Origin of the sequence: Bradyrhizobium sp. 139 (assembly GCF_023074175.1) — a bacterium.
GTDB lineage: Bacteria > Pseudomonadota > Alphaproteobacteria > Rhizobiales > Xanthobacteraceae > Bradyrhizobium.
In genome coordinates, this window is sequence record NZ_JADPKS010000173.1 from 132,394 (window position 1) to 154,296 (window position 21,903).

The following is a 21,903-nucleotide window of genomic DNA, read 5'->3' on the forward strand; positions in this document are numbered from 1 at the left end:
GACTCGCGGAGAGTCCCCCTCACCCGGAATCCGCGCTACGCGCGTATTCCGACCTCTCCCCGCAAGCGGGGCGAGGTGAAGAAAGCGCCTCAGCGAAAATCCCGAACTACACCCGCGGCATGCTCGCGGGGCGCACTTCGCGGGCCTGCGCGGCAAGCCGGATCCCGGCATTGGCCGCGCCAAATCCCTGATAATTCCTGCGCTCGACGATCTCGAAGAAGAAGCGCTCGTCGAAGATGTGGGTGTAGACCTGGAAGAACTCGCCGTCGCCTTCGCGGTCGTAGAGAATGTGGTTGGCGCGAAGTTGCGCCATCAGCTCGGGCGCAAGGTCGTATTTGGCTTCGATGTCGTCGTAATAATTGTCGGGAATGTCCAGGAAATCCGCGCCCCGCTTGCGCATCTCCGCGACCGTCGCAAAAATGTCCCGGCACGTGAACGCGACGTGCTGCACGCCTGAGCCGAAGAATTCCGAGATAAAGCGCGCCGACAGCGTGCGGTTGGCGGAGGAGCCGTTGAGCACGAAGCGCAGGCTCCGGTCGCCGTTGATGACGGCCTGGCTTTGGACGAGCCCCCTGGGGTCGGCGATCTCCATCTGCGGCAGGCGCGTCAGGTCGAGGATGCCGGTGTAGAACAGCAGCCAGGACAGCATCTCGTCATAGGGCATCGACTGCGCGATATGGTCGACGGCGAGCAGCGCGTCTGCGCCGGCGTCGCCGGCGATGGGCTCGAAATCGGTGTCCCAGTTCTTGCCGGCCTGATCGAGGAAATACAGCAGGCTGCCGCCGACGCCGTGAATCGCGGGAATCTCGAGCTCGCCCGGCCCGACCGGCTGGTAGAAAGTGCGCGCCTTCAGCGTCTCGGCGCGCCGCATGGCGAGGCCGGCATTGTCGACATCGAGCGCGATCGCGCAGACGCCGGGCCCGTGCGTGACGTAGTGCGAATGCGCAAAGCCGTCGGTCTCGCTATTGATCACGAGCTCGACCTTGCCCTGCGACCAGCGCTCCACCGCCTTGCTGCGATGCTTGCCGCTTCTGCGGAAGCCGAGCTGCGCGAACAGGCGGGCGAGGTCGCCCGCTTTGGTCTCGTTGACGGCAAACTCGATGAACCCGGTGCCGTGGCTCTTGGCCTTCGGCGCCAGGGGCTCGCCGATGAGCTTTGGCCAATCCGGCGCAAGCTGGTCCTCCAGCAGGATCAGCGAACGCAGGCCGTCGACCGCGGTCTGCGCGGCCGAGCCGGCGCGGAACTGGTCGTTGAAGATTTCCAGCGACAGCGGCCCGGCATAGCCGGTCGCCGCGATCGCCGCCATGAATTCGCCGACCGGCAGGTCGCCCTGGCCGGGGAAGGAGCGGAAGTGCCGGCTCCATGACAGGATGTCGAGTTCGAGCTTCGGTGCGTCGGCGAGTTGCACCAGAAAGATCTTGTCGCCGGGGATCGAGGCCATCGCGCGGGTGGGAAATCCCGGAGCCAGCGCATGAAAGCTGTCGAGGATGACGCCGATCGCGGGGTGATCGGCGCGGCGCACGATCTCCCAGGCGTCGCGGTAATCGTTGACGTGGGATCCCCAGGCCAGCGCCTCGTAGCCGACGCGCAAAGCGCGATTGGCGGCGCGCTCGCCGAGTTCGCGAAAATCATCCGCGGCGCGGTCGATGCCGCCGAGCGAGCTTGGGGAGACGTTGGAGCAGATCAGCAGCAGACCGGTGCCGAGCTCCTGCATCAGGTCGAACTTGCGCTCGGCGCGGGCAAAGTTACGCGAACGCTGCGGCTCCGGCATGCCTTCGAAATCGCGGAACGGCTGAAACGCGCAGATATCGAGCTTGAGGTCCTTGCACAGCTGCGCCACCTCGCGCGGCCTTGCGCCGAACGACAGCAGATCGTTCTCGAAAATCTCGACCGCGTCGAAGCCGGCGGTTGCGATGGCGCGGAGCTTTTCGTCGAGAGCACCTGACAGGGCGACCGTTGCAATCGAGCGCTTGTTCATGCCGCGTTGTCCTCCATGGCTCCTCCGAGGAAGAGCTGGCCGATGCGCGGATCCTTCAAGATGCGTTTCGCACCGTCGATCATGCGGGTCTGGCCGAGCTCGAGCACGATGCCGATATCGGAAATCTCCAGCGCCGAGCGCGCATTCTGCTCGATCATCAAGATCGTCACGCCGCGGTCGCGCAGGGATTTGAGGATGTCGAAAGTCTGCTGCACCATCAGCGGCGACAGGCCGATCGAGGGCTCGTCGATCAGCACGAGCTTTGGCTCGAGCAGTAGCGAGCGGGCGATCTCGAGCTGCTTCTGCTCGCCGCCGGACAGCGTGGAAGCCTGCTGCGTCGACTTGCGCCGCAGCGCCGGGAACAGGTCGAGCGCGGCCTCGATCCGCTTGGGTAGGTCGAGGCCCTTGCCAGCGGAAACGCCGCCGAGCTCGATGTTATGGCGCACCGACAGCTCGGGGAAGATGTTGCGGCCCTGCGGCACGTAGCAGATGCCGGCATTGAGCAGCGCACGCTGGCTCAGATTGGTGACGTCACGGCCCGCGAAACTGATCTTGCCCTCGCGCAGCTTGAGCAGGCCGAAGATCGTCTTGAACACGGTCGACTTGCCGGCACCGTTGGGGCCGATGATGGTGGTGATGGTGGCCTGCGGCACGGCGAAGGTCGTGCCGTTCAGGATCGTCATCTTGCCGTAGCCGCCGACGAGATTGTGAACCGAGAGGATCGGGTCGCCCATGGCGCGCTCTCCCTAATGTCCGAGATAGGCTTCGATCACGGCGGAATTTTTCCGCACTTCGTCAGGCCGTCCCATCGCCAGCACCTTGCCTTCCGCCATCACCATCACGCGCGAGCACAGCGACATCACGAATTCCATGTTGTGCTCGATCACCACGAAGGTGGCGTTCTTCTCACGGTTGATCGCGACCAGCCGCTCCTTCAGATCCGATAGCATCGACGGATTGATGCCGCCGGCGGGCTCATCGAGCAGCACCAGGCGCGGCCCGCCCATGAAGGCCATGGCGGCATCGAGCAGCTTCTGCTGGCCATAGGAGAGTCCGCCAGCCGGTTCGTTGGCGAGATGATCGAGCTTGAAGAAGCCGATCATCTGGTCGGCGGCCCCCGTCAGCCCCGCATCGGAGCGGCCGACCAGGCGCGAGGCCATGCTGCCTTGGTGCTCCTGGCCAGCGAGGATCAGGTTCTCGCGCACAGAGAGTTTTGGAAAAACTTGTAGCAGCTGGAAGGTGCGGCTGACGCCGAGCTTGTTAAGCTCGGCGGGGCGCAAGGCCGTGACCACCTTGCCGTCGAGCTTGACCTCGCCACTGCTTGGGGTGAGCTGGCCGAGGATGCAGTTGAACAGGGTCGACTTGCCGCAGCCGTTCGGGCCGATCAGACCGAGGATCTCGCCCTCGCGCACGTTGAAGCTGACGCCGTCGACGGCGCTGATGCCGCCAAAGTTCTTCTTGATGTTGGTGACTTCGAGGACCGCGCTCATTGCACCGTCTCCAGCCGGGACTTTGCGACGGCGCGCAGTGCCGAGGCCGTCTTGGTTCGCCGCTCGGCGAGATAGCGGTCGAGGATTCCCAGGATGCCGGTCGGCGACCAGATCAGCAGCAGCATCACCGCGACCGCATAGAGCATCAGGTAATAGCCTTCGGTGAAGCGCAGCCATTCCGGTAGCAGCACCGCGATCATCGCGCCGAGGAACGGGCCGAGGAAGAAGCCGGCGCCGCCGACAATCACCATCATCAGGAGGTCGAGCGAGAGCGACAGGTTGAACGGCACGGGGTCGATGTATTGCGTCAGCGGCGCATAGAGCGCGCCGGCGACACCGCCGAGAGCCGAGCCGATCGCAAACGCCATCAGCGTGTAGCGCCGCGTGTCGATGCCGAGCGATTGCGCGCGCAGCGGGTTTTCGCGCAGTGCCATGAAAGCGCGGCCCCAGGGCGAGCGGATCAACCACCACACCGCCAGCGACACGATCGCGAGCGAGCCGAGGCAGACATAATAAAACGGCAGCGGCTTGTTGGTCGCCAGCCCGAAGATGTGCGGGCGCGGAATGTTGGAGATGCCGTAGATGCCGCCGGTGAGCCAGCTCTCGTTGCGAAACACCAGGAAGGCCAGTGTCGAGAAGGCGAGCGTGACGAAGGCGAGGTAGTGGTGCTGCACGCGCAGCGCGGGATAGCCGAGCACCCAGCCGACCGCGAAGCTCAAGGCAATCGCGACCACGATCGCGGCCGGCAACGGCCAGCCATGCGTCGTCATGATCGCCGCCGCATAGGCGCCGATCCCGACGAAGGCGCCCTGTGCCAGCGAGACCTGGCCGGCATAGCCGAGCGTGAGGTTCAGGCCCATCGCTGCGATTGTCATCACCGCCCACTGGCTGAGGATGAACAGGCCGTAGCGATTGAAGTTCGTGGGGATGACGATCAGGCCGGCGATGACAACGAGGCCGAGCGCGATCTTCAGAGGCTTGGCAAATCCGGTCATACCGTGCGCTCCTCGGCGCGGCCGAGCAACCCTTGCGGCCGGAACAGGATCACGAGGATCAGGAAGATCAGCGGCACCGCGGCGCGATATTGCGTCGAGACATAGGACGCCGCGAGATTATCGAGCACGCCGATCAGGAGGCCGCCCGCGATCGCGCCGCGCACCTGGTTGAAGCCGCCGACGATCGCCGCGATGAAGGCGGCCTGGCCCAGCACCTCACCGGAGGAGAATTTTGCCAGATAGATCGGCGTGATCAGCAGCGAGGCCAGCGCGACCAGGAAGGCGTTGATCAGGAAGGTGAGCAGGATCATGCGTTCGACCGGCACGCCGATGATGCGCGCCACGGTCGGGTTCTGCGCCGCCGCCTGCATCTGGTGGCCGAGCGAGGTGCGGTTCAGCAGTGTGGTCAGTCCGAGCACGGCGAAGATGGCGAGGACGAGGACGCCGATGCTTTGCAGCGACACTGCGTGTCCGAGAATCGAGATATCGCCGGTCGGCACGATCGAGGGGAAGGGCGACGCTTCGGCGCTGAAGAACTGCTTCACGGCCTCCTTGATGCCGATCGCCAGCGCCATGGTGGCGATCGCGAGCGGCAGCACGCCATGGCGCATCATCGGATCGACCAGCAGCAGCTTGAAGGCGAGGCCGAGCAGGATCATCGAGAGCAGGATGCCGAGGATGATGGCGAGCCAGAACGGCGCGCCGGCATGCATCGCCGCGAGCATCAGGAATGCTGGTAGCATGACGAACTCGCCTTGCGCGAAATTGATGGTTTGCGAGGTCTGCCACAGCAGCGTGAAGCCGACCGCGACCAGGGCGTAGATCGCGCCGGTGGCCAGTCCCGCGACCAAAAGATCGAACAGATTGGACATGGGTTCTCTTTGATCGTTAAAGCCCGATTGAACTGGATCGACGCGAGTTCAGGTCTGTCACTCCCCGTTCCTTTTTCTCCCTCTCCCCGCGAAGAGCGGAGCGAGGGAGAAGAGGAGAGTCTCACTTCACCTTCGGCAGCACCTGCTTCACGACCTGCTTGCCTTCGACCACCTCGACCAGAAAGCTCTGGCGGTCGATGTCGCCGGTCTCGCTGAAGGTGACATCCATCAAGATGCCCGGCTCGTCCGCGGCCTTGATGGTCAAGCCGTGCAGCGTGTCGGCGAACGCCTTGGAATCGACCTTGCCCATCTTCTCGGTGGCGGCTTTCACCATGTAGACGGCGAGGTAACCCTTCAGCCCGTTGTGGTCGGGCACGTAATTGTACTTCTTGGCAAACTTGTCGCGGAACGTCTTGATGAGATCGACCGGCGCATCCGTGGTGAGGCCGACATGGCCGCGCGCGCCGTTGGCGGCATCGCCCGCGAGCTCGATCACCTTCTGGCCGATCAGCGTGGTCTCGCCCATCAGCGGCGCGGTGACGCCCTGGCGCTTCAGCTCCTTCAGGATGCGCGCGCTCTCTTCTTCGTTCAGGTAGACGAACACGGCGTCGGGATTGGCGGCCTTGATCTTGCCGACGTCGGCGGCGAAGTCGGCTTGTCCCGCTTCGGTCGAGAGGTCGGCGACCACCTTGGAGCCGAGCCGGTCGAGCTCCTTGACGATGACGTCGCGCCCGCCGCGGCCAAAGTCATTGTTGACCCAGACCACCGCGACCGACTTCGCCTTCATGTCGTCGTGGATGTATTTTGCGACCTTCGGCATCGACGATTGCTGGCCGAACGAGGTGCGGAACAGGAACTTGTTTCCGGTCTGCGTCAGCTCGGCGGCCTCGCCGCCCATGATCTGGGCGATGCCGGCTTCGGCCGCGAGCGGCGCGGTCACCTTGACCGAGCCGGAATAGCCGGGCCCGAGCAGCACATAAGGCTCGGCGTCGAGCGCCTTCTGCACCTGCGCGCGGGCAACGCCGGGATTGGACTGCGAATCGGCGTGGGTGACTTCGAGCTTGCGGCCGAGCACGCCGCCCTTGGCGTTGATCTCCTCGATCGCGAGGTCGATGCCGTTCTTCCAGTTGGTGCCGACAGTGGCGCCGCCGCCCGAGAGTTCGGCGACGTCGGCAAACTTGATCGCCTGCGCGTGGACGCTGGTTGCGGTCGCGAAGGCAAGCAAGGCGCCTGCCAGTAAGGTCGATTTCATCGTCACTCCTCCCATTTTTAGTTGATGTCTCCGCGGCCTTGTATCCGGCCGCTTCGGTTACGCTGCGTGATAGGTCGAACTTCGCGTCGCCATCACCTCGTCGAAAGCCTTTCCCATGACCTCGGTCGATGGGGCAAGGCCGGTGAACAATTCGAAGGCGTCGGCGGCCTGATAGATTGCGAGCTCCCGCCCGGTCATGATCCGCGCGCCGCGCTCCCGCGCCGCGGCCAGCAGCGGCGTGATCAGCGGTGAATAGACGGCGTCCGCAACCCACAATTTGTCGTGCAGCAGCGTGGCCGCGACAGGCATGCCCCGGTTCGGCAGCATGCCGACCGGCGTGCCGTTGACGAGACCGGTTGCGCCATGCAGCGCGTCATCGACGCTTGCGGCGACCCTGCCGCCACCCCGTGGAGCAAGCAGGGAGACCAGCGTCTCGGCGCGCGCCGAGACGCTGTCGAAAATGCGGATGTCGGTCACGTCCAGGCTTGCCAGAGCAAACGCGATTGCCTTGCCGACGCCGCCGGCGCCGATCACGGCGACGGCGTTGCCGGATGGTGTCAGCAGCGGCGCCACGGCGCGCGCAAAGCCGGTCGTGTCGGTGTTGTGGCCGGTCAGGCGGTCATCCCTGACGACAACGGTGTTGACCGCGCCCATCGCGGCGGCGGCCGGCGCCAGTTCGTCGAGCAGCGGGACCACCGCTTCCTTGTAGGGATAGGTGACGTTGACGCCGGCAAAGCCGAGCCGCCGCACGCCTTCGAGCATCGTGCTGAGCCCGGCCGCATCGGCGCCGGCGACCTCGATGAGCTGGTAGTGACCGCGCAGGCCAAGCGCCTCGGCGGCGCGCTCGTGCATGGCAGGGGACGCGGAATGCGCGATCGGCGCGCCGATCAGGCCGGTGAGAAGCTTCTTGCTGGCGGCGTATCCGCGCTTGGACATGGTTCGCTATCGTCTCGTTGGGAGCGTTTGGTCCCGGCCATTAGCGTGAAAATCCGCGCAATTCCAAGCGGGCTCCAGGTGCGACGATAGTCTTTCCCGCCCCTAACACAATTACCCATTCATCTGGCAAACCTAACATAATGTTATTTCTTCCGCACACGTGCCGGGGCAGCCTTGCCGTCGCTGCGGGAGGGCTCCACCGCGCGCATCTCGGCGCGCAGGGACTCGATGAAATACTCGACATGAAGCGACAGCGGCGCGCCGCGCTTCACCGCGACATAGGTGTCGAACCGCGTCGGCTCGTTGATCTTCAAGAGCTCGATTCCCGGATAGCCGCCATGGGCGACCGTGAACTGGTCGATGATGGCGATGCCGAGTCCCGCCTTCACCAACGCGCAGACCGTGGTGCCAAAGCGCGCGCGGATCGTGATCTTGTAGTCGAGCCGGTTGCGCGCGAAGATCTCGGCCATGATCCGGCCGTAGGGATCGTTGGGATCGATGCCGATCAGCGGATAGCGGGTGATCTCGGCGGCCGAGACCTGCTTGCGGACGGCAAGCTCGTGACCTGATGGCACGATGCAGTAGAGCTCGCCCGAAGCGAGCGGCATGAAGTCGAGCCCGGAATGCTCCAGCCGGTAGCTCATCGCCACGCACTCGCCGCGGCCGAGCAAGAGATAGTCGATCGCTTCCTCAAGCTTGAGGATGTTGATGTCGATGCCGAGGTCGGGATAGCGGCGGCGGACGCGCTCGATCGCGCGCGGCACCATCACCTGCGAGATGCTCGGCACCGAGCCGATCCGCAGTTCCGACAACCCGCCGCGGCCGATCTTGGAGATGAGCTCGGAGAGGTCGTCGACCTTCTTGTAGACGCCATTGATCTGCTCGAAGATGTTTTCGGCTTCCGGCGTCGGAAAATAGCGCCCGTTCTGGCGCTGAAAGAACCGGATGCCGAGCGCGCGCTCGGTGTATTTGACCAGCCGGCTGACCCCCGGCGCCGACACGTTGAGCAGCTTCGCCGCACCGCCGATGGTGCCCGTCACCATCACGGCACGGATCACTTCAACCTGGCGCAGCGTCATCATGTCATGGGCATCCCAAGGAGGATCGTGGTGGCGATCATCTCACGAGAGCCGCGATGTCATCCAGCGGCAAGTGTACGTCAACGTGAACGGCAGCGCGACGTTGCTTTCACCCTCCAGGGGTCCCTCCAGGTGGGGTGGAGAGTGTAGCTCGCTCACCGATAACGCCGAGTAGCTTCGCGGTCAGAATGTTTCGGCCAAAATCGGCACGTTCGGATGGAAGGGCGTCGCTCGCGCAGAACGTACGCCTTACTGCAATTACGCCCTAGCTCGCCGGGCCCTCGGGCAAAGCGCTGTCGATCCGTTTCGCGCGCTCGCGTTGCAGCACTTCGCGCGCGAACTCGATGATCTTCTGCTTGTTCGCCGTTTCGCGGACGGCGAAAAACACGCGGTTCAGTTCCAGGCCGAGCACGCTGTTGAGGGCGATGTCCTCGTCTTCCATCGTGGTTTTCCCGCTTCAGACGCCTCAGGTGTAACTTGGCGTCACTTCTTCCACAAGTAGATTTAAATCTTCGGAGTCAATGAGATACCGTAAACTACGGGAGCAGCGAATTAAGGCGGTCCGCAAAGACGTGCTAGACCGGACGGCGAGAGTCAGGAAACGCACCGATGTCCGCCGTAGATGCCGTAGATTATGGCCGGGAAGCGCTCGACTTCATTGAGGGGCTTGGAGCCCATACCAAGGGTTCCGGACGCCATGGACGCGCTTGCAACCGCGTTCGGCCGGTACGGCTTCGAACATATCATCGCAACGGGCTTGCCGAATCCCGATCAGCGTTTTTCCCAGATGGTGCTCGCCAAGACGTGGCCGGCGGAGTGGTTCAGCCTCTACACCCAAAAGAGCTGCGACCGTGTCGCTCCCGTGATCCGCAAATGCCGGCAGAGAGGTACTGAGCATCACGCAACGCACCGCGGAAGAACATCTTGCAACTGTTGCGCGCAAACTCGGCGCCGTCAACCGGACGCATGCGGTCGCGACCGCGATCCGCCACAGACTCATCAATCCCTGAAATCCTCGCCTACTGGGAATTTCCCAGTAGGCGGCTCTGCCTTTTTCGCTGAGGCTTCCCTCATTTCAAGCCATGGGGGAGTTCATGATTCATGTGATTTCTGCCGTCAACCGGCACCTCTACGAGGACGTCCTCCAACAGCATTTTCGGGTTCGTCAGCAGATTCTTGTCGAGGAGCGGAAATGGGAGGCGCTCCGCAAGCCGATGGCCGCGAGGTCGATACCTACGACAATGAGGACGCGGTCTATCTGCTGGCTCTCGAAAACTGCCGGGTGCTCGGCGGCTCCCGCCTGTATCCGACAACCAAGCCGACGTTGATGAGCGAGGTCTTCCCGCATCTCGCCGCGGTGCGCGGTTGCCCCTCGGACCCGCTGGTCTGGGAGTGGTCGCGCTTCTTCGTCTCGCGCGAGCGCCGCGACGGCGCGTTCAATCTGCAATTGATGGCGGCAGCGCAGGAGTTCTGTCTCGATCAGGGCATCGAGCGTCTCTGTCTCGTCATGGAGACCTGGTGGTTGCCGCGCTTCCACGACATCGGATTCATCGTTACGCCGCTGGGATTGCCGACGCTGGTCGAGCATTCCTGGACCATGGCGGCAACAATCGAGGTCCATCAGGAATCGCTCGATGTCGTATGTGACCGTATCGGGATGACGAACATCGTCCAGCAGGACGGTCCGCGTATCGACCGCATCGCCCGTGCCAACCTCTGCGGCCTCGCCGCGCAACCAAAGAGCGCCTGAGATGTCGAGCATGATGCGGGACAGCCAGATCATGGCGCAGACCGAGAACGAAAATCTCGGCTACATGTCCGACATGGCGCTCGAGCTGGCGCAGATGGCGGAAGACACCGGATTGGCGACCCTCGCCTATCTGTTCCGGATGGCGGCACTGGAAGCCGCGACGGTCAACAGCGTGCTTTCCGAGCCGGATGATCTTCCCCGGCAGATGACGTCACACTAGACGCCTTCTCTACATTACGTCGACATTCGCGCCCTTTCCCCGGCATGCCGGGGGGGAGAGGGTGATCGCTTGGGTGCGGCAGGTTGCCCCATCTGCACGGCAGCCTTCTTGCACGGCTTGCATGGCCAATTTCGATCGCATGCACCGGCATGCAACAAAGTGCATGTTTGGTGTCAAATCGCTCTTGCCTCGGAACGATACTGCCATTACCCATTTTTCGGCCTTGAAGAGGCAGGGGGGCTCTTTCACTGATGGCGACCGTGTTCGAACATCGGCGCGACGCTGCGTGCGCCTGAAAGAGTTTTGATGCTGCTCGTCGTCGAACAGTTCCTGAACGGATTGCAGTTCGGTCTGCTCCTGTTCCTGCTCGCCGCCGGCCTGACGCTGGTGTTCGGGATCATGGATCTCGTCAACCTCGCGCACGGCTCGCTCTACATGATGGGCGCCTATTTCGCCGCGACTTTTGCGGCCTGGACCGGCAGCTTCCTGCTCGGCGCGCTGCTTGCGCTCGGCGCCACGCTGGTGCTGGGCATCGTGCTCGAAATGGGCGCGCTGCGGCATCTCTATGGACGCGACCATCTCGACCACGTGCTCGCGACCTTCGGCCTGATCCTGTTCTTCAATGAAGCCGTGCGGCTGATCTGGGGTCCGGCCGGCCTCGCGCTGCCGCTGCCGGCCTGGCTTACCGTGCCGGTGCCGATCCTGCCGGGCATCCACTATCCCGCCTATCGCCTCGCCATCATCGTGGTGGCGCTGCTGGTCGCGCTGCTGCTCTATCTCGGCGTGATGCGCACCCGCATCGGCATGCTGATCCGCGCCGGCGCCTCCAACCGTGAGATGATCGGTGCGCTCGGCATCAACATCAAGCTGCTCTATACGCTGGTGTTCGGCCTGGGCGCCGCGCTCGCCGGCCTCGCCGGCCTGATGCAGGCGCCGATCCTCACCGTGCAGATCGGCATGGGCGAGAACATCCTGATCCTCGCCTTTGTCATCATCGTGATCGGCGGCATCGGCTCGATCCGCGGCGCGTTCCTCGCCGCGATCTTCGTCGGCATGGTCGACACGCTCGGCCGCGCCTTCCTGCCGAACCTGTTGCGTCAGGTGCTGAGCGGCGCCGCGGCCTCCACCGCCGCGCCCGCGCTGTCGTCCATGCTGATCTATCTGTTGATGGCGATCGTGCTGGTGGTTCGGCCGGAGGGGCTGTTTCCGGCCAACCGTCGATGAAGGCTTTCACTGTGAGCAAGGCCGCCACGGCCCTGATGCTGGCGGGCCTCGTGCTGCTGCCGCTCTATTCGCAGCTCTCCGGCAACATCTTCATCCTGACGCTGTTCACCCGCATCGTCATCCTGGCGCTGGCGGCCGCGAGCCTCAACCTCATCATGGGTTTTGGCGGCATGATGAGCTTCGGCCACGCTGCCTATCTCGGCATCGGCGGCTACGCGGTCGGGATGCTGGCACAGGAAGGTGTCGGCTCCGGCTACATCCAGTTCCCGGTCGCGCTCGCGGCCTCCGCGCTCTACGCACTGGTGATCGGCGCGCTCTCCTTGCGCACCCGCGGCGTCTATTTCATCATGATCACGCTGGCCTTTGCGCAGATGGCCTATTACGTCGCTTCGGGCCTCGCACGTTACGGCGGCGACGACGGCCTCACCGTCTACAAGCGCAGCGACTTTTCCGGGCTGATCAATCTCGGCAATCGCACGCAGTTCTATTATCTCTGCCTCGCCTGCGTGTTTGCCGTGATTGTCCTGATCTGGCGCATCGCCAATTCGCGCTTCGGCCTCGTCTTGCAAGGCCTGCGCTCCAACGAGCAGCGCATGCAGGCGATCGGCTTTCCGGCCAAACGCTATCAGCTCGTCTGCTTCGTCATTTCCGGCATGATGTGCGGGCTGGCCGGCGCGCTGCTTGCCAACAATACTGATTTCATCAGTCCGGCCGTGATGTACTGGACCCGCTCCGGCGACCTCATGGTGATGGTCATCCTCGGCGGCATGGGCACGCTGTTCGGCCCGGTCATGGGTGCGGTTGTGTATCTGCTGCTGGAAGAATTCCTGTCGCAAATCACCGAATACTGGGCGCTGATCATGGGCCCGCTGTTGCTGCTGATCGTGCTGTTCGGCCGCGGCGGCATCATGGGCGCGCTCGGGAGGGTTGGCCGTGGCTGAACCGCTGCTCCGCGTCGAAAAGCTGGTGCGCCGCTTTGGCGGCATCATCGCGACGGACAACGTTTCGCTCGACGTCGCGGCCGGCGAACTGCACGCCATCATCGGCCCGAACGGCGCCGGCAAAACCACGCTGATCAGCCAGCTCACCGGGCACCTCGAACCGCATTCCGGCAGCGTCTCGCTGGGCGGCCGCGATATCACTTATCTGCCGGCCTATCGCCGCTGCGCGCTGGGCCTGGCGCGTTCGTTCCAGATCACCTCGTTGCTGCTCGACTTCACCGCCGCCGACAATGTCGCGCTGGCGGCGCAGGCGCATGCCGGCACGTCGTTCCGATTCTTCGCCAATGCGCGCAAGGAGAAGGGCCTGCGCGATGCCGCGCATGCTGCGCTCGACCGTGTCGGCTTGCTGCACCGCGCCGACATCGTGGTGAGCAGGCTCAGCCATGGCGAGCGGCGCGAACTCGAGCTTGCGGTCGCGCTCGCGAGTAAGCCGAAGCTCTTGCTGCTCGACGAGCCGATGGCGGGCCTCGGCGTCACCGAGTCACAGCGCATGGTGAAACTGCTCCAGGAGCTGCGCAAGGAGGTCTCGATCGTGCTGGTCGAGCACGACATGCCGGCGGTGTTCGCGCTCGCCGACCGTATCTCGGTGCTGGTCTATGGCCGCGTCATCGCCTCGGGCGATCCGGCCGCGATCCGCGCCAACGACGACGTCAAGCGCGCCTATCTCGGCGACCAGCACGTGGTGACACACCATGGCTGACGCGCTGCTCGACGTCGACGGCATCGAGACCTGCTACGGCCTCTCCCAGGTGCTGTTCGGCCTGTCGCTGTCGATCAGGCCGGGCGAGATGATCTCGCTGATGGGCCGCAACGGCATGGGCAAGACCACGACCATCCGCTCCATCATGGGCCTGACGCCGGCCCGCGCCGGCAGCATCCGCTTTGCGGGCGCCGAGGTGCGACAATTGCCATCGTATCGGATCGCCAAGCTCGGTGTCGGCCTCGTCCCCGAGGGACGCCAGATCTTCCCGAACCTCACCGTGCGCGAAAATCTCGTCGCGGCTGCGGCCGATCGCTTCGGCAGCAGCAATCCCTGGACGCTGGCCGCCATCTACGTGCTGTTCCCGCGGCTCGCCGAACGCGCCTCGAACATGGGCAACCAGCTCTCCGGCGGCGAGCAGCAGATGCTCGCGATCGGCCGCGCGCTGATGACCAATCCAAAACTCCTGATCCTGGATGAAGCGACCGAGGGCCTTGCACCGCTGATCCGCGAGGAGATCTGGAATTGCCTGTCGCTGCTGAAGCGCCGGGGACAGTCGATCCTGGTCGTCGACAAGAACGTCGACCACCTGGCCCGCATCTGCGACCGTCACACCATCATCGAGCGCGGCAAGACGGTGTGGAGCGGCACGTCGGACCAGTTGATGGCCGAGCCGGATTTGCAGCACAAATATCTGGGAATTTAGACGCTCGGCCAGTGAGGGGCAGTCGCTCCGCAGCCTCGTCATTGGCAGCCAAGCAATCCAGAATCTTTCCGCGGTGGCAGTCTGGATCGCTTCGCGTCGCCCGCAATGACGGAGGAGAGAGCTCGGCGCTCTCACCAATAAATCCCGTGGCGGTGCAGTTCGCGGATCACGCGTGCGTCGACTGACGGATTGCGGTGCTTCGGCTTGGTTGGTTCGCTCGCGCTTGCAGCAGGCGTAACAGTAGACTGAGCGGGCGTTGTGACGGTTGGCGCGGCGGCCGTTGATGCCGACGCGGCAGGCGTGGTTGACGTCGGTGTTGCGGTCACCGTCTGCACGGTCATGGCCGCCGGCGGCGTCGGCGCCTGGACTGTCTGTGGCGCACCGGTGGCTGGCTGCTCGGTTGCCTGGTGGTTCGCGTTGCTGGCCGCCAGGCTCAGGCTCCGCGGGTGCCGGCATGGACTTGGGTTGCGAGCAGCGATATCGCTGCGATCAGGATCAGCTTGCGCATAAAAATCCCATTACCGGTCAATCCGTCTTACCTAAATTCGCTGGCCGCTAGCGCGGCGGGCGGCCCATCCCGATTTCGATCAGGGTGGTACGGCAGGACAGGCGATAGATCAGGCTGAACAATTGGCACCACATGACCGAACTCCATTGTTGATCACGCCAGCCAATCTGCATCCCCCGTCTTTCCGGCGGTTTTCGAGGGAAGTGGAAAATGGCTTCGTCGGGAGCGGTGAAATGTCGTCGGAACAGAGCGGACGAAGTCGCCTCACGGGGAGGTGAGGCGTATCTCAGTCAAAACACCTCGAAATACTCGCGGTGCTCCCAGTCGGTCACCTCGGAGAGGAAGCGGTCGATCTCGGCGTTCTTGATGTGGGTGTAGTAGTCGACGAACTCCGCGCCGAGCTTTTCGCGGAAAAACGGATCGTCCTTCAGCGCGCCGACGGCCTCGCGCAAGGATTTCGGCAGCAGCGGCGCTTTGGTCTCGTAGGGCGTGTCGGCCGACGGGCCGGGATCGAGCTTGCGGTCGACGCCATCGAGGCCGCTCAGGATTTGCGAGGCCATGTAGAGATAGGGGTTGGCGGCGGGCTCGCCGACGCGGTTTTCCAGGCGCGTGGCGGCATCGCCGGCCGCCCCGAGCACGCGGATCATCACGCCGCGGTTGTCGCGGCCCCAGATCGCACGGTCCGGCGCCAGCGAATAGGAGCGGTAGCGCTTGTAGCCGTTGATGGTCGGGGTGGTGAATAGGGTGGAGGCGCGGGCGTGATCGAGCAGGCCTGCGAGCCAGGCGCGGCCGAACGCGCTGAGCGGTTCGCCGCCGTCCTTTGCCATAAACAGGTTTTCCCCGTTCGCCCGCGAGACGATCGACTGGTGCAGGTGCCAGCCGCTCGCGAACAGGTTTGGCAGTTTCGGCCGGCACATGAAGGTGGCGTGATAGCCGTGGCGGCGCGCGATCTGCTTCACGGCGCTCCGAAACAGCACCATGTTGTCGGCGGCCTCGATTCCCTTCTTCGGCTGGAAGGTGAATTCGCACTGGCTCGGCCCGAACTCGACCTCGACCGAGCGCAACGGCAGCCCGAGCGCGATGATGTCGCGCCGTAAAATCTCCAGCACCGGCTCCATCTGATCGAAGCGCTGCTCGGTGAGGTACTGATAGCCGTGGCTGAGCAGGCTCACCGACGGTGGCGTGCCGGGCTGGCCGGCGTCCTCGGGGCGCATATGCGCGTCGTCGAGCTTGAAGATGTGGAATTCGACCTCGAGGCCTGAGACGAAATCGTGGCCGCGACTGCCGAGCTCTTCGAGTATCTTGCGATAGAGGCCGCGGGTCGCGAACGGCACCGGGCGGCCGTCATTGAAATAGAGATCGCACAGTACCCAGCCCGTGGCTGGCGCCCATGGCAGCACGCGGAACGTGGTGGGATCAGCGACCATCAGCACGTCGGCCGCGCCCTCCATCTCCTTCATGCCGAACCCGCCGCCCGATGTGAACACCGGAAACACTGTGCGGTGCGAAGTGTCCTTGGCGAGCATGGTCGTGGTGATAGAGCAGCCGCTTTCGAGCGAGGCGATCGCCTCGGAGGCGATGATGGTCTTGCCGCGCAAAATGCCGTGCTGGTCCGGGAAGGCGAGGCGGATGACCTCGAGGTTCTTCTCCGCGACGATGCGGCCCATGCGCGTCGCCGCGTCCTTCTGCTCATCCGACCACAGCGCATGACGCGCAACGAAAGTCACTTCACCACTCCCCCAACTGCCGTAGAGTGGGCAAAGCGAAGCGTGCCCACCGCGTCTATCGTCGTCGCGGAAGCATGGTGGGCACGGCGCTTTGCGCCTTTGCCCACCCTACGGGTCCGGTGCACGAACATCACTCCGCCGCCGTCAGTCGATGCACGTTGTCGGCGATCTCCTTCGGCACCGGCGTCGTCCACGGCGCGCCGCGGCGGCGCTTGACGTCGACTTCCATCCAATAGGTCTCCCAGCCGCGCGTCGGCCCAATGCCGTCCATGGTCGCCGGTCCCTGGATCGAGCGTGCGTTGGCCTCGTCGAGATGCAGCATCGGCTTCTCGCCGCCGGAGACCTTTTCGATCTCCTGCCGCAGCAGCCGACGGTATTGCACGATCGCCTTGTCGCTCGTGCCGAGATGCTCCTTGGTGCGGTCCTGGACCTTGCCCATCGACTCCACGGCCCACTGGTCGTGCACGTTGATGTCGGTGCCCATGCCGGTGTAGGTCGCCGTCTGCTGCTCGTGCGGATCGAAGCCGTAGTCGTTGCTACGGTTCTTACGCGATTTGTAGTCGGGCAGCTCGTAAAGCTCGAGCCGCTGGTCGCGCATCTTCTGCTTGTCGACCGGGTTCGCGTAGCTGGTGAAGATCGCGTACCAGTAGCAGTTCTCGTCATCGACCGGCACGTGCCACTGCGTGATCGTCATCTCCGTGCTCATGGGAATGACGAAGCCGTGCGGGAAGAGCTGGTTGGTGACGCGCACATGGGTGCGCTCCTCGTCGATCTCGCGCAGCGCGATCAGCCTGAGGCCGTATTCGGTGTGCTCGACATTGATGATCGGGCGATCGTACTCGCGCAAAATCTTCGTCATCGGCAGGCCGCTACCGGCGGACGCGCCGCGGAACTGCTTGCCGTAGGCGGTCGACGTGTCCTCATCCTCGAAGAAGCGGTGCAGGTAGGAGGCGTGTGCGGGATCGATGCCGACTTCGAGCGCCTGGAGCCAGTTGCAGGCCATGTGGCCCTTGAACGCAAAGGTGTGCGTGCCGGGCGCGACGAAGCAGTCGAGCTCCGGGAAGGCCGGCGGCGCTCCCTCGCCAAGCCAGGCCCAGAGGATGCCGCTCTTCTCCACCACGGGATAGGAGCGTTGCCGGATGTTCTGGCAGAGCTTTGAATCCTTCGGCTCGGCCGGCGTTTCGATGCACTGGCCGGTGGCGTCGAACAGCCAGCCATGGAAGGCGCAGCGTAGGCCGCCATGCTCGAGCCGCCCGAAGGCGAGGTCGGCGCCGCGATGGGCGCAGTGACGGTCGATCAGGCCGTAGCGTCCGGTCTCGTCGCGGAACAGCACCAGGTTTTCGCCGAGTAGTTTGACGGGCCGGATCGGGCGTTCGCCGTCCAGTTCATCCACCAGCGCGGCCGGCTGCCAGTAGCTCCGCATCAGCTTTCCGCAGGGGTCCTTGGGCCCGGTGCGAGTGATCAGGTCATTCTGCTCCTGGCTCATCATGGCGAGTGCATCCTTCGTGGAATGGCGTTTGTTCGCCTATTGAACGAATGGGCGAATTATGACATGCCTTGGATCGGCAGCAAGCACTATTTTGCAGGAATGTCCCGACACTCATGCCCAAGCTGAAGCGGAGCGACAGCCATGAGCGTTCGACGGATTTCGTCGAGAGCCTCGATCGCGGCCTGCGGCTACTGCAATGCTTCGGCGCGGCCGCCGGCCCGATGACCTTGAGTGATCTTGCCCGTGCAGCGGAGCTGCCGCGCGCCACGGCACGGCGTATCCTGTTCACGTTGCAGCGTGGCGGCTTCGTCGCCGGCGACGGCAAGCTGTTCTCGCTGACGCCGCATGTGCTGACGCTTGCGGCGTCCTATTTGCGGTCCAATCAGCTCGTCACCGTGCTTCAGCCTGTGCTCGACCGCGTCGCCATCGCGGCGCAGGAAATCTCCTCGCTCGCGGTGCTCGACGGCGATGACGTCGTGTTCATCGCTCGCGGCGGTCCCGCGCGCGTCTTTTCAGGTGGCCTCGACATCGGATATCGCCTGCCGGCCTTCTGCACCTCGGTCGGCCGCACCATGCTCGGCCGGCTCACCGATACCGAACTGGCCGTGCGCCTCAGGGCGATGAAGCGCGAACGCCTGACGCCGCAGACAGTGACCGATCCCAAGACGCTGCTCACGCGCATCATCGCTGACCGTGCGCAGGGCTATTCGCTGGTTGACCGCGAGGCCGAGCCGCATTTCCGCTCCATCTCCGTCCCCGTCCGCCGTTACGATGATGTGATCGTCGCTGCCATCAACATGGGCGCCCATGTCGACCGCGTGCCGGCGCAGGAATTGATCGGGCGATTCTTGCCGCTGCTGCGGGAAGCGGCCGAGTCGGTGCGTTCGCAGCTCTTGTAGCCTGGATGGAGCGAAGCGAAATCCGGGATCTCACCGCCGGCGAGGCCTTCCTGGATTGCGCTTCGCTCCATCCAGGCTACAGCGCTGCTACCGGTTGCGCATCCAGTCGGCCAAGCCGGCCAGCGCGCGATCGAGATCTTGCCGCGCGGCCATGTCGATGACCGTCTCCTCCAGCGCGCCGCGCATGCAGAGTAGCCACGCATCGCGTTCGGCATCGCCGATCGCAAAGCCGATGTGTCGCTGGCGCAGCCGCGGATGGCCCTTCTCGACCGAATAGAGTTTTGGCCCGCCGGTCCATTCGGTGAGGTAACGCTTCAGCACGTCCTTGATGAGGCCGAGGTCGGCCGCGTGCATCACGCGGATGGCACGCGCCTCCGGCAACATATCCATCCGCTCATAGAAGCGTTCGACGAGCCGCTCGATCGTGGCATTGCCACCGATCCGCTCGAACATGGAAAGCGTTACGTCGCTATCACTCATGGAAGCTCCGCCCTACAGGGCCACGCTGCGCAGCCCAAAACTGCGGGCTTCGTTTTGCAGCACGGGGCGCACCGCATCGATCAGCCGTGCAGCGGCGGCGTCGACGGAGAGGCCAGCGGTATCCACTACCGCGGTCGCACGCGCATACAGCGGCTCGCGGCTCAGCAAAATGTTGCGCAGCTCGGCCATCGCGGAGCGGTCGTCCGCCATCGGACGCAGGTCGCCCTGGCGGCGCACGCGGGCCATGTGCTCCTCGGGCTCGGCCTTCAGCCAGATCGTGTAGAACGACGACAGGATCTGGTCGAAGGTCAGCGGCTCGGAGACGATACCGCCGCCGGTCGCCAGCACCATCAGCTCGTCGCGCGCGAGCAGCTGCTGCAGTGCCGCCTGCTCCATGCGGCGAAAGCCTTCTTGGCCGTAGAGCGCAATGATTTCGGCGACCGAGAGCCCATTCTGCTGCTCGACTTCCTTGTTGAGCTCCACAAAACTCCAGCCGACCTTCTTCGCCAGCATCCTGCCGAGCGTGGATTTGCCGGCGCCGCGCAGGCCGATCAGCGCGATGCCGCAGAACGGCGCGCGGCGCGGCGCGGAGGCACTGCCGCCGGCGAGCAGATCCTTGGCCTGCGCGATCTGCGCCGGCGTCGCCTTGCGCAGCAGATCGCGAAACATCTGCCAGTCCGGCGTCGGATCGGCGGAGGGCAGCAGGTCTTCCAGATGCGCGCCCATCGCGTCCGAGACGCGCCGCAACAGCACGATCGAGACGTTGCCCTTGCCGCTCTCGAGCTGCGCGATGTAGCGCTCTGAAATTCCTGATACCTTGGCGAGCACTTTGCGCGACATACCGCGCAGCGCGCGCATGGTGCGCACACGCTGGCCGAGCTGTTCGAGAAATCGGGATTCGGCGTCGGGACTGTCGGTCATGTTTCTTCTTTAGCGGATGTCCTGATGTCCTGCGGCGCGTTTTAATGAAACATAATGCCTGCTGGCATTGACAGCAAGCCGCCGCAGTGTCTTTCTATGAATTATAATTCTAAGTTCGGGAGGGGAAATCGGTGGGCGAGGGATCCTATAACGCGGTGACCTGGCTGCTCGAGCGCAATGTCGAGGAGGGCCGCGGCAGCAAGCTCGCCTTCGACGACACCGTCTCGCGGCTCACTTACGGCGAGCTCCAGCGGGAAACGCGGCGCGCCGCCAACATGCTGCGTCGTCTCGGCGCCCGCCGCGAAGAGCGCGTGGCGATGATCATGCTGGACACCGTCGATTTCCCGATCGTGTTTCTGGGCGCGATCCGCGCCGGCATCGTGCCGGTGCCACTCAACACGCTGCTGACCGCGGACCAGTACGCCTATATCCTCGCCGACTGCCGCGCGCGCGTGCTGTTCGTCTCGGAGGCGCTTTACCCCATCATCAAGGACGTCGTCGGCCGCATGCCGGATCTCGAACACGTCGTGGTCTCCGGCGCCAAGATGAACGGCCACAAGCAGCTCGCGGAAGAACTCGCGCGCGAGAACGATCAGTTCACGACCGCCGCGACACATCCGGATGAGCCCGCGTTCTGGCTCTATTCGTCCGGCTCGACCGGCATGCCCAAGGGCGTGCGCCACCTGCACTCGAACCTGCAGGCCACCGCCGACACCTATGCCAGGCAGGTGCTCGGTATCCGCGAGGATGACGTCTGTCTCTCCGCGGCAAAGCTGTTCTTTGCTTATGGCCTCGGCAATGCGCTGACGTTTCCGATGTCGGTCGGCGCCACCGTGGTGCTGAACAGCGAGCGCCCGACGCCGGCGCGCATGTTCGACTTGATGAATCGCTACAATCCCTCAATCTTCTACGGCGTCCCGACACTGTTCGCCGCGATGCTCAACGACGAGACGATGAAGAGCGAGCGCGGCGGCAAGTCCTTGCGCATCTGCACCTCGGCCGGCGAAGCGCTGCCGGAATCCGTCGGCAACAGCTGGAAGGCGCGCTTCGGCGTCGATATCCTGGACGGTGTCGGCTCGACCGAGCTCCTGCACATCTTCCTGTCGAACGCGCCCGGCGACATCAAATACGGCTCGTCCGGCAAGCCCGTGCCGGGCTATGCGGTGCGGCTCGTCAACGAGGCCGGCCAGGATGTCGCCGACGGCGAGGTCGGTGAGCTCATGGTCGATGCGCCCTCCGCCGGCGAAGGTTACTGGAATCAGCGCCACAAGAGCCGCCGCACCTTCGAGGGGCCGTGGACCCGCACCGGTGACAAATATGTCCGGGATGCCGACGGCCGCTACACCTTCTGCGGCCGCGCCGACGACATGTTCAAGGTCTCCGGCATCTGGGTCTCGCCGTTCGAGGTCGAGAGCGCGCTGATCACGCATCCGGCCGTGCTGGAAGCCGCGGTCGTGCCCGAGGCCGACCCAGAAGGCCTGCTGAAGCCGAAAGCCTTCGTCGTGCTGCGCCCGGGTGCGACGACGGCGAACTTGCAGGAGATGCTGAAGGAGCACGTCAAGCAGAAGATCGGCCCGTGGAAATATCCGCGCTGGATCGATGTGGTGGAGTCGCTGCCGAAGACCGCGACGGGGAAGATCCAGCGGTTCAAGCTGCGAGACGGGGCGAATTAGCAA

The 21,903-nt window shown here is 64.3% G+C and carries 21 protein-coding genes and 1 pseudogene; 9 read left to right on the forward strand and 13 right to left on the reverse strand.

The window, feature by feature from the left end; all coding sequences use genetic code 11:
* Nucleotides 1-106 precede the first annotated feature (106 nt).
* The 9 genes from IVA80_RS36700 to IVA80_RS36740 all read right to left on the reverse strand — a co-directional run bounded on the left by IVA80_RS36700 (nucleotide 107) and on the right by IVA80_RS36740 (nucleotide 9,044).
* Nucleotides 107-1,978 carry a sugar phosphate isomerase/epimerase and 4-hydroxyphenylpyruvate domain-containing protein gene (locus IVA80_RS36700; RefSeq protein WP_247439988.1) on the reverse strand — a complete coding sequence of 624 codons (1,872 nt, stop codon included), beginning with the start codon at nucleotides 1,976-1,978 and terminating at the stop codon, nucleotides 107-109.
* Nucleotides 1,975-2,712 carry an ABC transporter ATP-binding protein gene (locus IVA80_RS36705; RefSeq protein ID WP_247439989.1) on the reverse strand — a complete coding sequence of 246 codons (738 nt, stop codon included), beginning with the start codon at nucleotides 2,710-2,712 and terminating at the stop codon, nucleotides 1,975-1,977. The genes IVA80_RS36700 and IVA80_RS36705 overlap by 4 nt, the downstream gene beginning before the upstream one ends.
* Before the next feature lie 12 nt (nucleotides 2,713-2,724).
* Complete coding sequence (locus IVA80_RS36710; protein WP_247439990.1) at nucleotides 2,725-3,468, reverse strand: ABC transporter ATP-binding protein; 744 nt, start codon at nucleotides 3,466-3,468, stop codon at nucleotides 2,725-2,727.
* The gene (locus IVA80_RS36715) at nucleotides 3,465-4,463 is read right to left on the reverse strand and encodes a branched-chain amino acid ABC transporter permease (RefSeq protein ID WP_247439991.1); all 999 of its coding nucleotides are present in this window, start codon (nucleotides 4,461-4,463) and stop codon (nucleotides 3,465-3,467) included. Before IVA80_RS36715 ends, IVA80_RS36710 begins: the two co-directional genes overlap by 4 nt.
* Nucleotides 4,460-5,335: a branched-chain amino acid ABC transporter permease gene (locus tag IVA80_RS36720; RefSeq protein ID WP_247439992.1), complete on the reverse strand. Its 876-nt coding sequence runs from the start codon at nucleotides 5,333-5,335 to the stop codon at nucleotides 4,460-4,462. The genes IVA80_RS36715 and IVA80_RS36720 overlap by 4 nt, the downstream gene beginning before the upstream one ends.
* A 121-nt stretch (nucleotides 5,336-5,456) precedes the next feature.
* On the reverse strand, nucleotides 5,457-6,587 hold the full coding sequence (locus IVA80_RS36725) for an ABC transporter substrate-binding protein (RefSeq protein ID WP_247439993.1): 1,131 nt from the start codon (nucleotides 6,585-6,587) through the stop codon (nucleotides 5,457-5,459).
* A gap of 57 nt (nucleotides 6,588-6,644) precedes the next feature.
* Nucleotides 6,645-7,523 carry a shikimate dehydrogenase gene (locus tag IVA80_RS36730; protein ID WP_247439994.1) on the reverse strand — a complete coding sequence of 293 codons (879 nt, stop codon included), beginning with the start codon at nucleotides 7,521-7,523 and terminating at the stop codon, nucleotides 6,645-6,647.
* A gap of 143 nt (nucleotides 7,524-7,666) precedes the next feature.
* Nucleotides 7,667-8,605 (reverse strand): LysR family transcriptional regulator, encoded by a 939-nt coding sequence (locus IVA80_RS36735; protein WP_247439995.1) that lies wholly within the window; start codon nucleotides 8,603-8,605, stop codon nucleotides 7,667-7,669.
* 262 nt (nucleotides 8,606-8,867) lie between these two features.
* Complete coding sequence (locus IVA80_RS36740) at nucleotides 8,868-9,044, reverse strand: hypothetical protein (protein ID WP_247439996.1); 177 nt, start codon at nucleotides 9,042-9,044, stop codon at nucleotides 8,868-8,870.
* A gap of 255 nt (nucleotides 9,045-9,299) precedes the next feature.
* On the opposite strand from IVA80_RS36740, the pseudogene IVA80_RS36745 reads away from it, so the two are divergent.
* The 7 genes and pseudogenes from IVA80_RS36745 to IVA80_RS36775 all read left to right on the forward strand — a co-directional run.
* Nucleotides 9,300-9,428: pseudogene (locus tag IVA80_RS36745) on the forward strand (LuxR family transcriptional regulator); the annotation flags it as partial.
* A 366-nt stretch (nucleotides 9,429-9,794) separates the two neighbouring features.
* Nucleotides 9,795-10,352 (forward strand): acyl-homoserine-lactone synthase, encoded by a 558-nt coding sequence (locus tag IVA80_RS36750; protein ID WP_247440019.1) that lies wholly within the window; start codon nucleotides 9,795-9,797, stop codon nucleotides 10,350-10,352.
* Between the two features lies 1 nt (nucleotide 10,353).
* Nucleotides 10,354-10,572 carry a hypothetical protein gene (locus tag IVA80_RS36755; protein ID WP_247439997.1) on the forward strand — a complete coding sequence of 73 codons (219 nt, stop codon included), beginning with the start codon at nucleotides 10,354-10,356 and terminating at the stop codon, nucleotides 10,570-10,572.
* Between the two features lie 306 nt (nucleotides 10,573-10,878).
* Nucleotides 10,879-11,796 (forward strand): branched-chain amino acid ABC transporter permease, encoded by a 918-nt coding sequence (locus IVA80_RS36760; RefSeq protein ID WP_247439998.1) that lies wholly within the window; start codon nucleotides 10,879-10,881, stop codon nucleotides 11,794-11,796.
* A complete protein-coding gene (locus IVA80_RS36765) occupies nucleotides 11,793-12,737 on the forward strand; it encodes a branched-chain amino acid ABC transporter permease (protein ID WP_247439999.1) in 945 nt (314 codons plus the stop codon). Before IVA80_RS36760 ends, IVA80_RS36765 begins: the two co-directional genes overlap by 4 nt.
* Nucleotides 12,730-13,497, forward strand: a complete 768-nt coding sequence (locus IVA80_RS36770) for an ABC transporter ATP-binding protein (RefSeq protein ID WP_247440000.1) — start codon at nucleotides 12,730-12,732, stop codon at nucleotides 13,495-13,497. The genes IVA80_RS36765 and IVA80_RS36770 overlap by 8 nt, the downstream gene beginning before the upstream one ends.
* Nucleotides 13,490-14,203 (forward strand): ABC transporter ATP-binding protein, encoded by a 714-nt coding sequence (locus IVA80_RS36775; protein WP_247440001.1) that lies wholly within the window; start codon nucleotides 13,490-13,492, stop codon nucleotides 14,201-14,203. The genes IVA80_RS36770 and IVA80_RS36775 overlap by 8 nt, the downstream gene beginning before the upstream one ends.
* Nucleotides 14,204-15,001: 798 nt before the next feature.
* On the opposite strand, the gene IVA80_RS36780 is transcribed toward IVA80_RS36775, so the two are convergent.
* On the reverse strand, nucleotides 15,002-16,438 hold the full coding sequence (locus tag IVA80_RS36780) for a glutamine synthetase family protein (RefSeq protein WP_247440002.1): 1,437 nt from the start codon (nucleotides 16,436-16,438) through the stop codon (nucleotides 15,002-15,004).
* 130 nt (nucleotides 16,439-16,568) lie between these two features.
* A complete protein-coding gene (locus IVA80_RS36785) occupies nucleotides 16,569-17,927 on the reverse strand; it encodes an aromatic ring-hydroxylating dioxygenase subunit alpha (RefSeq protein WP_247440003.1) in 1,359 nt (452 codons plus the stop codon).
* A 113-nt stretch (nucleotides 17,928-18,040) separates the two neighbouring features.
* Here IVA80_RS36785 and IVA80_RS36790 point away from each other — a divergent pair, with 113 nt between their 5' ends.
* Nucleotides 18,041-18,826, forward strand: coding sequence for an IclR family transcriptional regulator C-terminal domain-containing protein (locus tag IVA80_RS36790; protein ID WP_247440004.1), 786 nt, complete (start codon nucleotides 18,041-18,043; stop codon nucleotides 18,824-18,826).
* Nucleotides 18,827-18,913: 87 nt separating this feature from the next.
* On the opposite strand, the gene IVA80_RS36795 is transcribed toward IVA80_RS36790, so the two are convergent.
* A complete protein-coding gene (locus IVA80_RS36795; protein WP_247440005.1) occupies nucleotides 18,914-19,306 on the reverse strand; it encodes a group II truncated hemoglobin in 393 nt (130 codons plus the stop codon).
* Between the two features lie 12 nt (nucleotides 19,307-19,318).
* Nucleotides 19,319-20,227 (reverse strand): helix-turn-helix transcriptional regulator, encoded by a 909-nt coding sequence (locus tag IVA80_RS36800; RefSeq protein WP_247440006.1) that lies wholly within the window; start codon nucleotides 20,225-20,227, stop codon nucleotides 19,319-19,321.
* 131 nt (nucleotides 20,228-20,358) lie between these two features.
* Between IVA80_RS36800 and IVA80_RS36805 the strand changes: the two genes are divergently transcribed.
* Nucleotides 20,359-21,900: a benzoate-CoA ligase family protein gene (locus IVA80_RS36805; protein ID WP_247440007.1), complete on the forward strand. Its 1,542-nt coding sequence runs from the start codon at nucleotides 20,359-20,361 to the stop codon at nucleotides 21,898-21,900.
* Nucleotides 21,901-21,903: the final 3 nt, after the last annotated feature.

What these genes read in the sequence shown, in the direction of transcription:
- IVA80_RS36725 (WP_247439993.1), bottom strand. Translation starts at nt 6,587, where the DNA reads ATGAAATCGACCTTACTGGCAGGCGCCTTGCTTGCCTTCGCGACCGCA.
- IVA80_RS36705 (WP_247439989.1), bottom strand. Translation starts at nt 2,712, where the DNA reads ATGGGCGACCCGATCCTCTCGGTTCACAATCTCGTCGGCGGCTACGGC.
- IVA80_RS36775 (WP_247440001.1), top strand. Translation starts at nt 13,490, where the DNA reads ATGGCTGACGCGCTGCTCGACGTCGACGGCATCGAGACCTGCTACGGC.
- IVA80_RS36715 (WP_247439991.1), bottom strand. Translation starts at nt 4,463, where the DNA reads ATGACCGGATTTGCCAAGCCTCTGAAGATCGCGCTCGGCCTCGTTGTC.
- IVA80_RS36730 (WP_247439994.1), bottom strand. Translation starts at nt 7,523, where the DNA reads ATGTCCAAGCGCGGATACGCCGCCAGCAAGAAGCTTCTCACCGGCCTG.
- IVA80_RS36720 (WP_247439992.1), bottom strand. Translation starts at nt 5,335, where the DNA reads ATGTCCAATCTGTTCGATCTTTTGGTCGCGGGACTGGCCACCGGCGCG.
- IVA80_RS36735 (WP_247439995.1), bottom strand. Translation starts at nt 8,605, where the DNA reads ATGATGACGCTGCGCCAGGTTGAAGTGATCCGTGCCGTGATGGTGACG.
- IVA80_RS36755 (WP_247439997.1), top strand. Translation starts at nt 10,354, where the DNA reads ATGTCGAGCATGATGCGGGACAGCCAGATCATGGCGCAGACCGAGAAC.
- IVA80_RS36795 (WP_247440005.1), bottom strand. Translation starts at nt 19,306, where the DNA reads ATGAGTGATAGCGACGTAACGCTTTCCATGTTCGAGCGGATCGGTGGC.
- IVA80_RS36785 (WP_247440003.1), bottom strand. Translation starts at nt 17,927, where the DNA reads ATGATGAGCCAGGAGCAGAATGACCTGATCACTCGCACCGGGCCCAAG.
- IVA80_RS36760 (WP_247439998.1), top strand. Translation starts at nt 10,879, where the DNA reads ATGCTGCTCGTCGTCGAACAGTTCCTGAACGGATTGCAGTTCGGTCTG.
- IVA80_RS36800 (WP_247440006.1), bottom strand. Translation starts at nt 20,227, where the DNA reads ATGACCGACAGTCCCGACGCCGAATCCCGATTTCTCGAACAGCTCGGC.
- IVA80_RS36710 (WP_247439990.1), bottom strand. Translation starts at nt 3,468, where the DNA reads ATGAGCGCGGTCCTCGAAGTCACCAACATCAAGAAGAACTTTGGCGGC.
- IVA80_RS36765 (WP_247439999.1), top strand. Translation starts at nt 11,793, where the DNA reads ATGAAGGCTTTCACTGTGAGCAAGGCCGCCACGGCCCTGATGCTGGCG.
- IVA80_RS36700 (WP_247439988.1), bottom strand. Translation starts at nt 1,978, where the DNA reads ATGAACAAGCGCTCGATTGCAACGGTCGCCCTGTCAGGTGCTCTCGAC.
- IVA80_RS36740 (WP_247439996.1), bottom strand. Translation starts at nt 9,044, where the DNA reads ATGGAAGACGAGGACATCGCCCTCAACAGCGTGCTCGGCCTGGAACTG.
- IVA80_RS36750 (WP_247440019.1), top strand. Translation starts at nt 9,795, where the DNA reads ATGGGAGGCGCTCCGCAAGCCGATGGCCGCGAGGTCGATACCTACGAC.
- IVA80_RS36790 (WP_247440004.1), top strand. Translation starts at nt 18,041, where the DNA reads ATGCCCAAGCTGAAGCGGAGCGACAGCCATGAGCGTTCGACGGATTTC.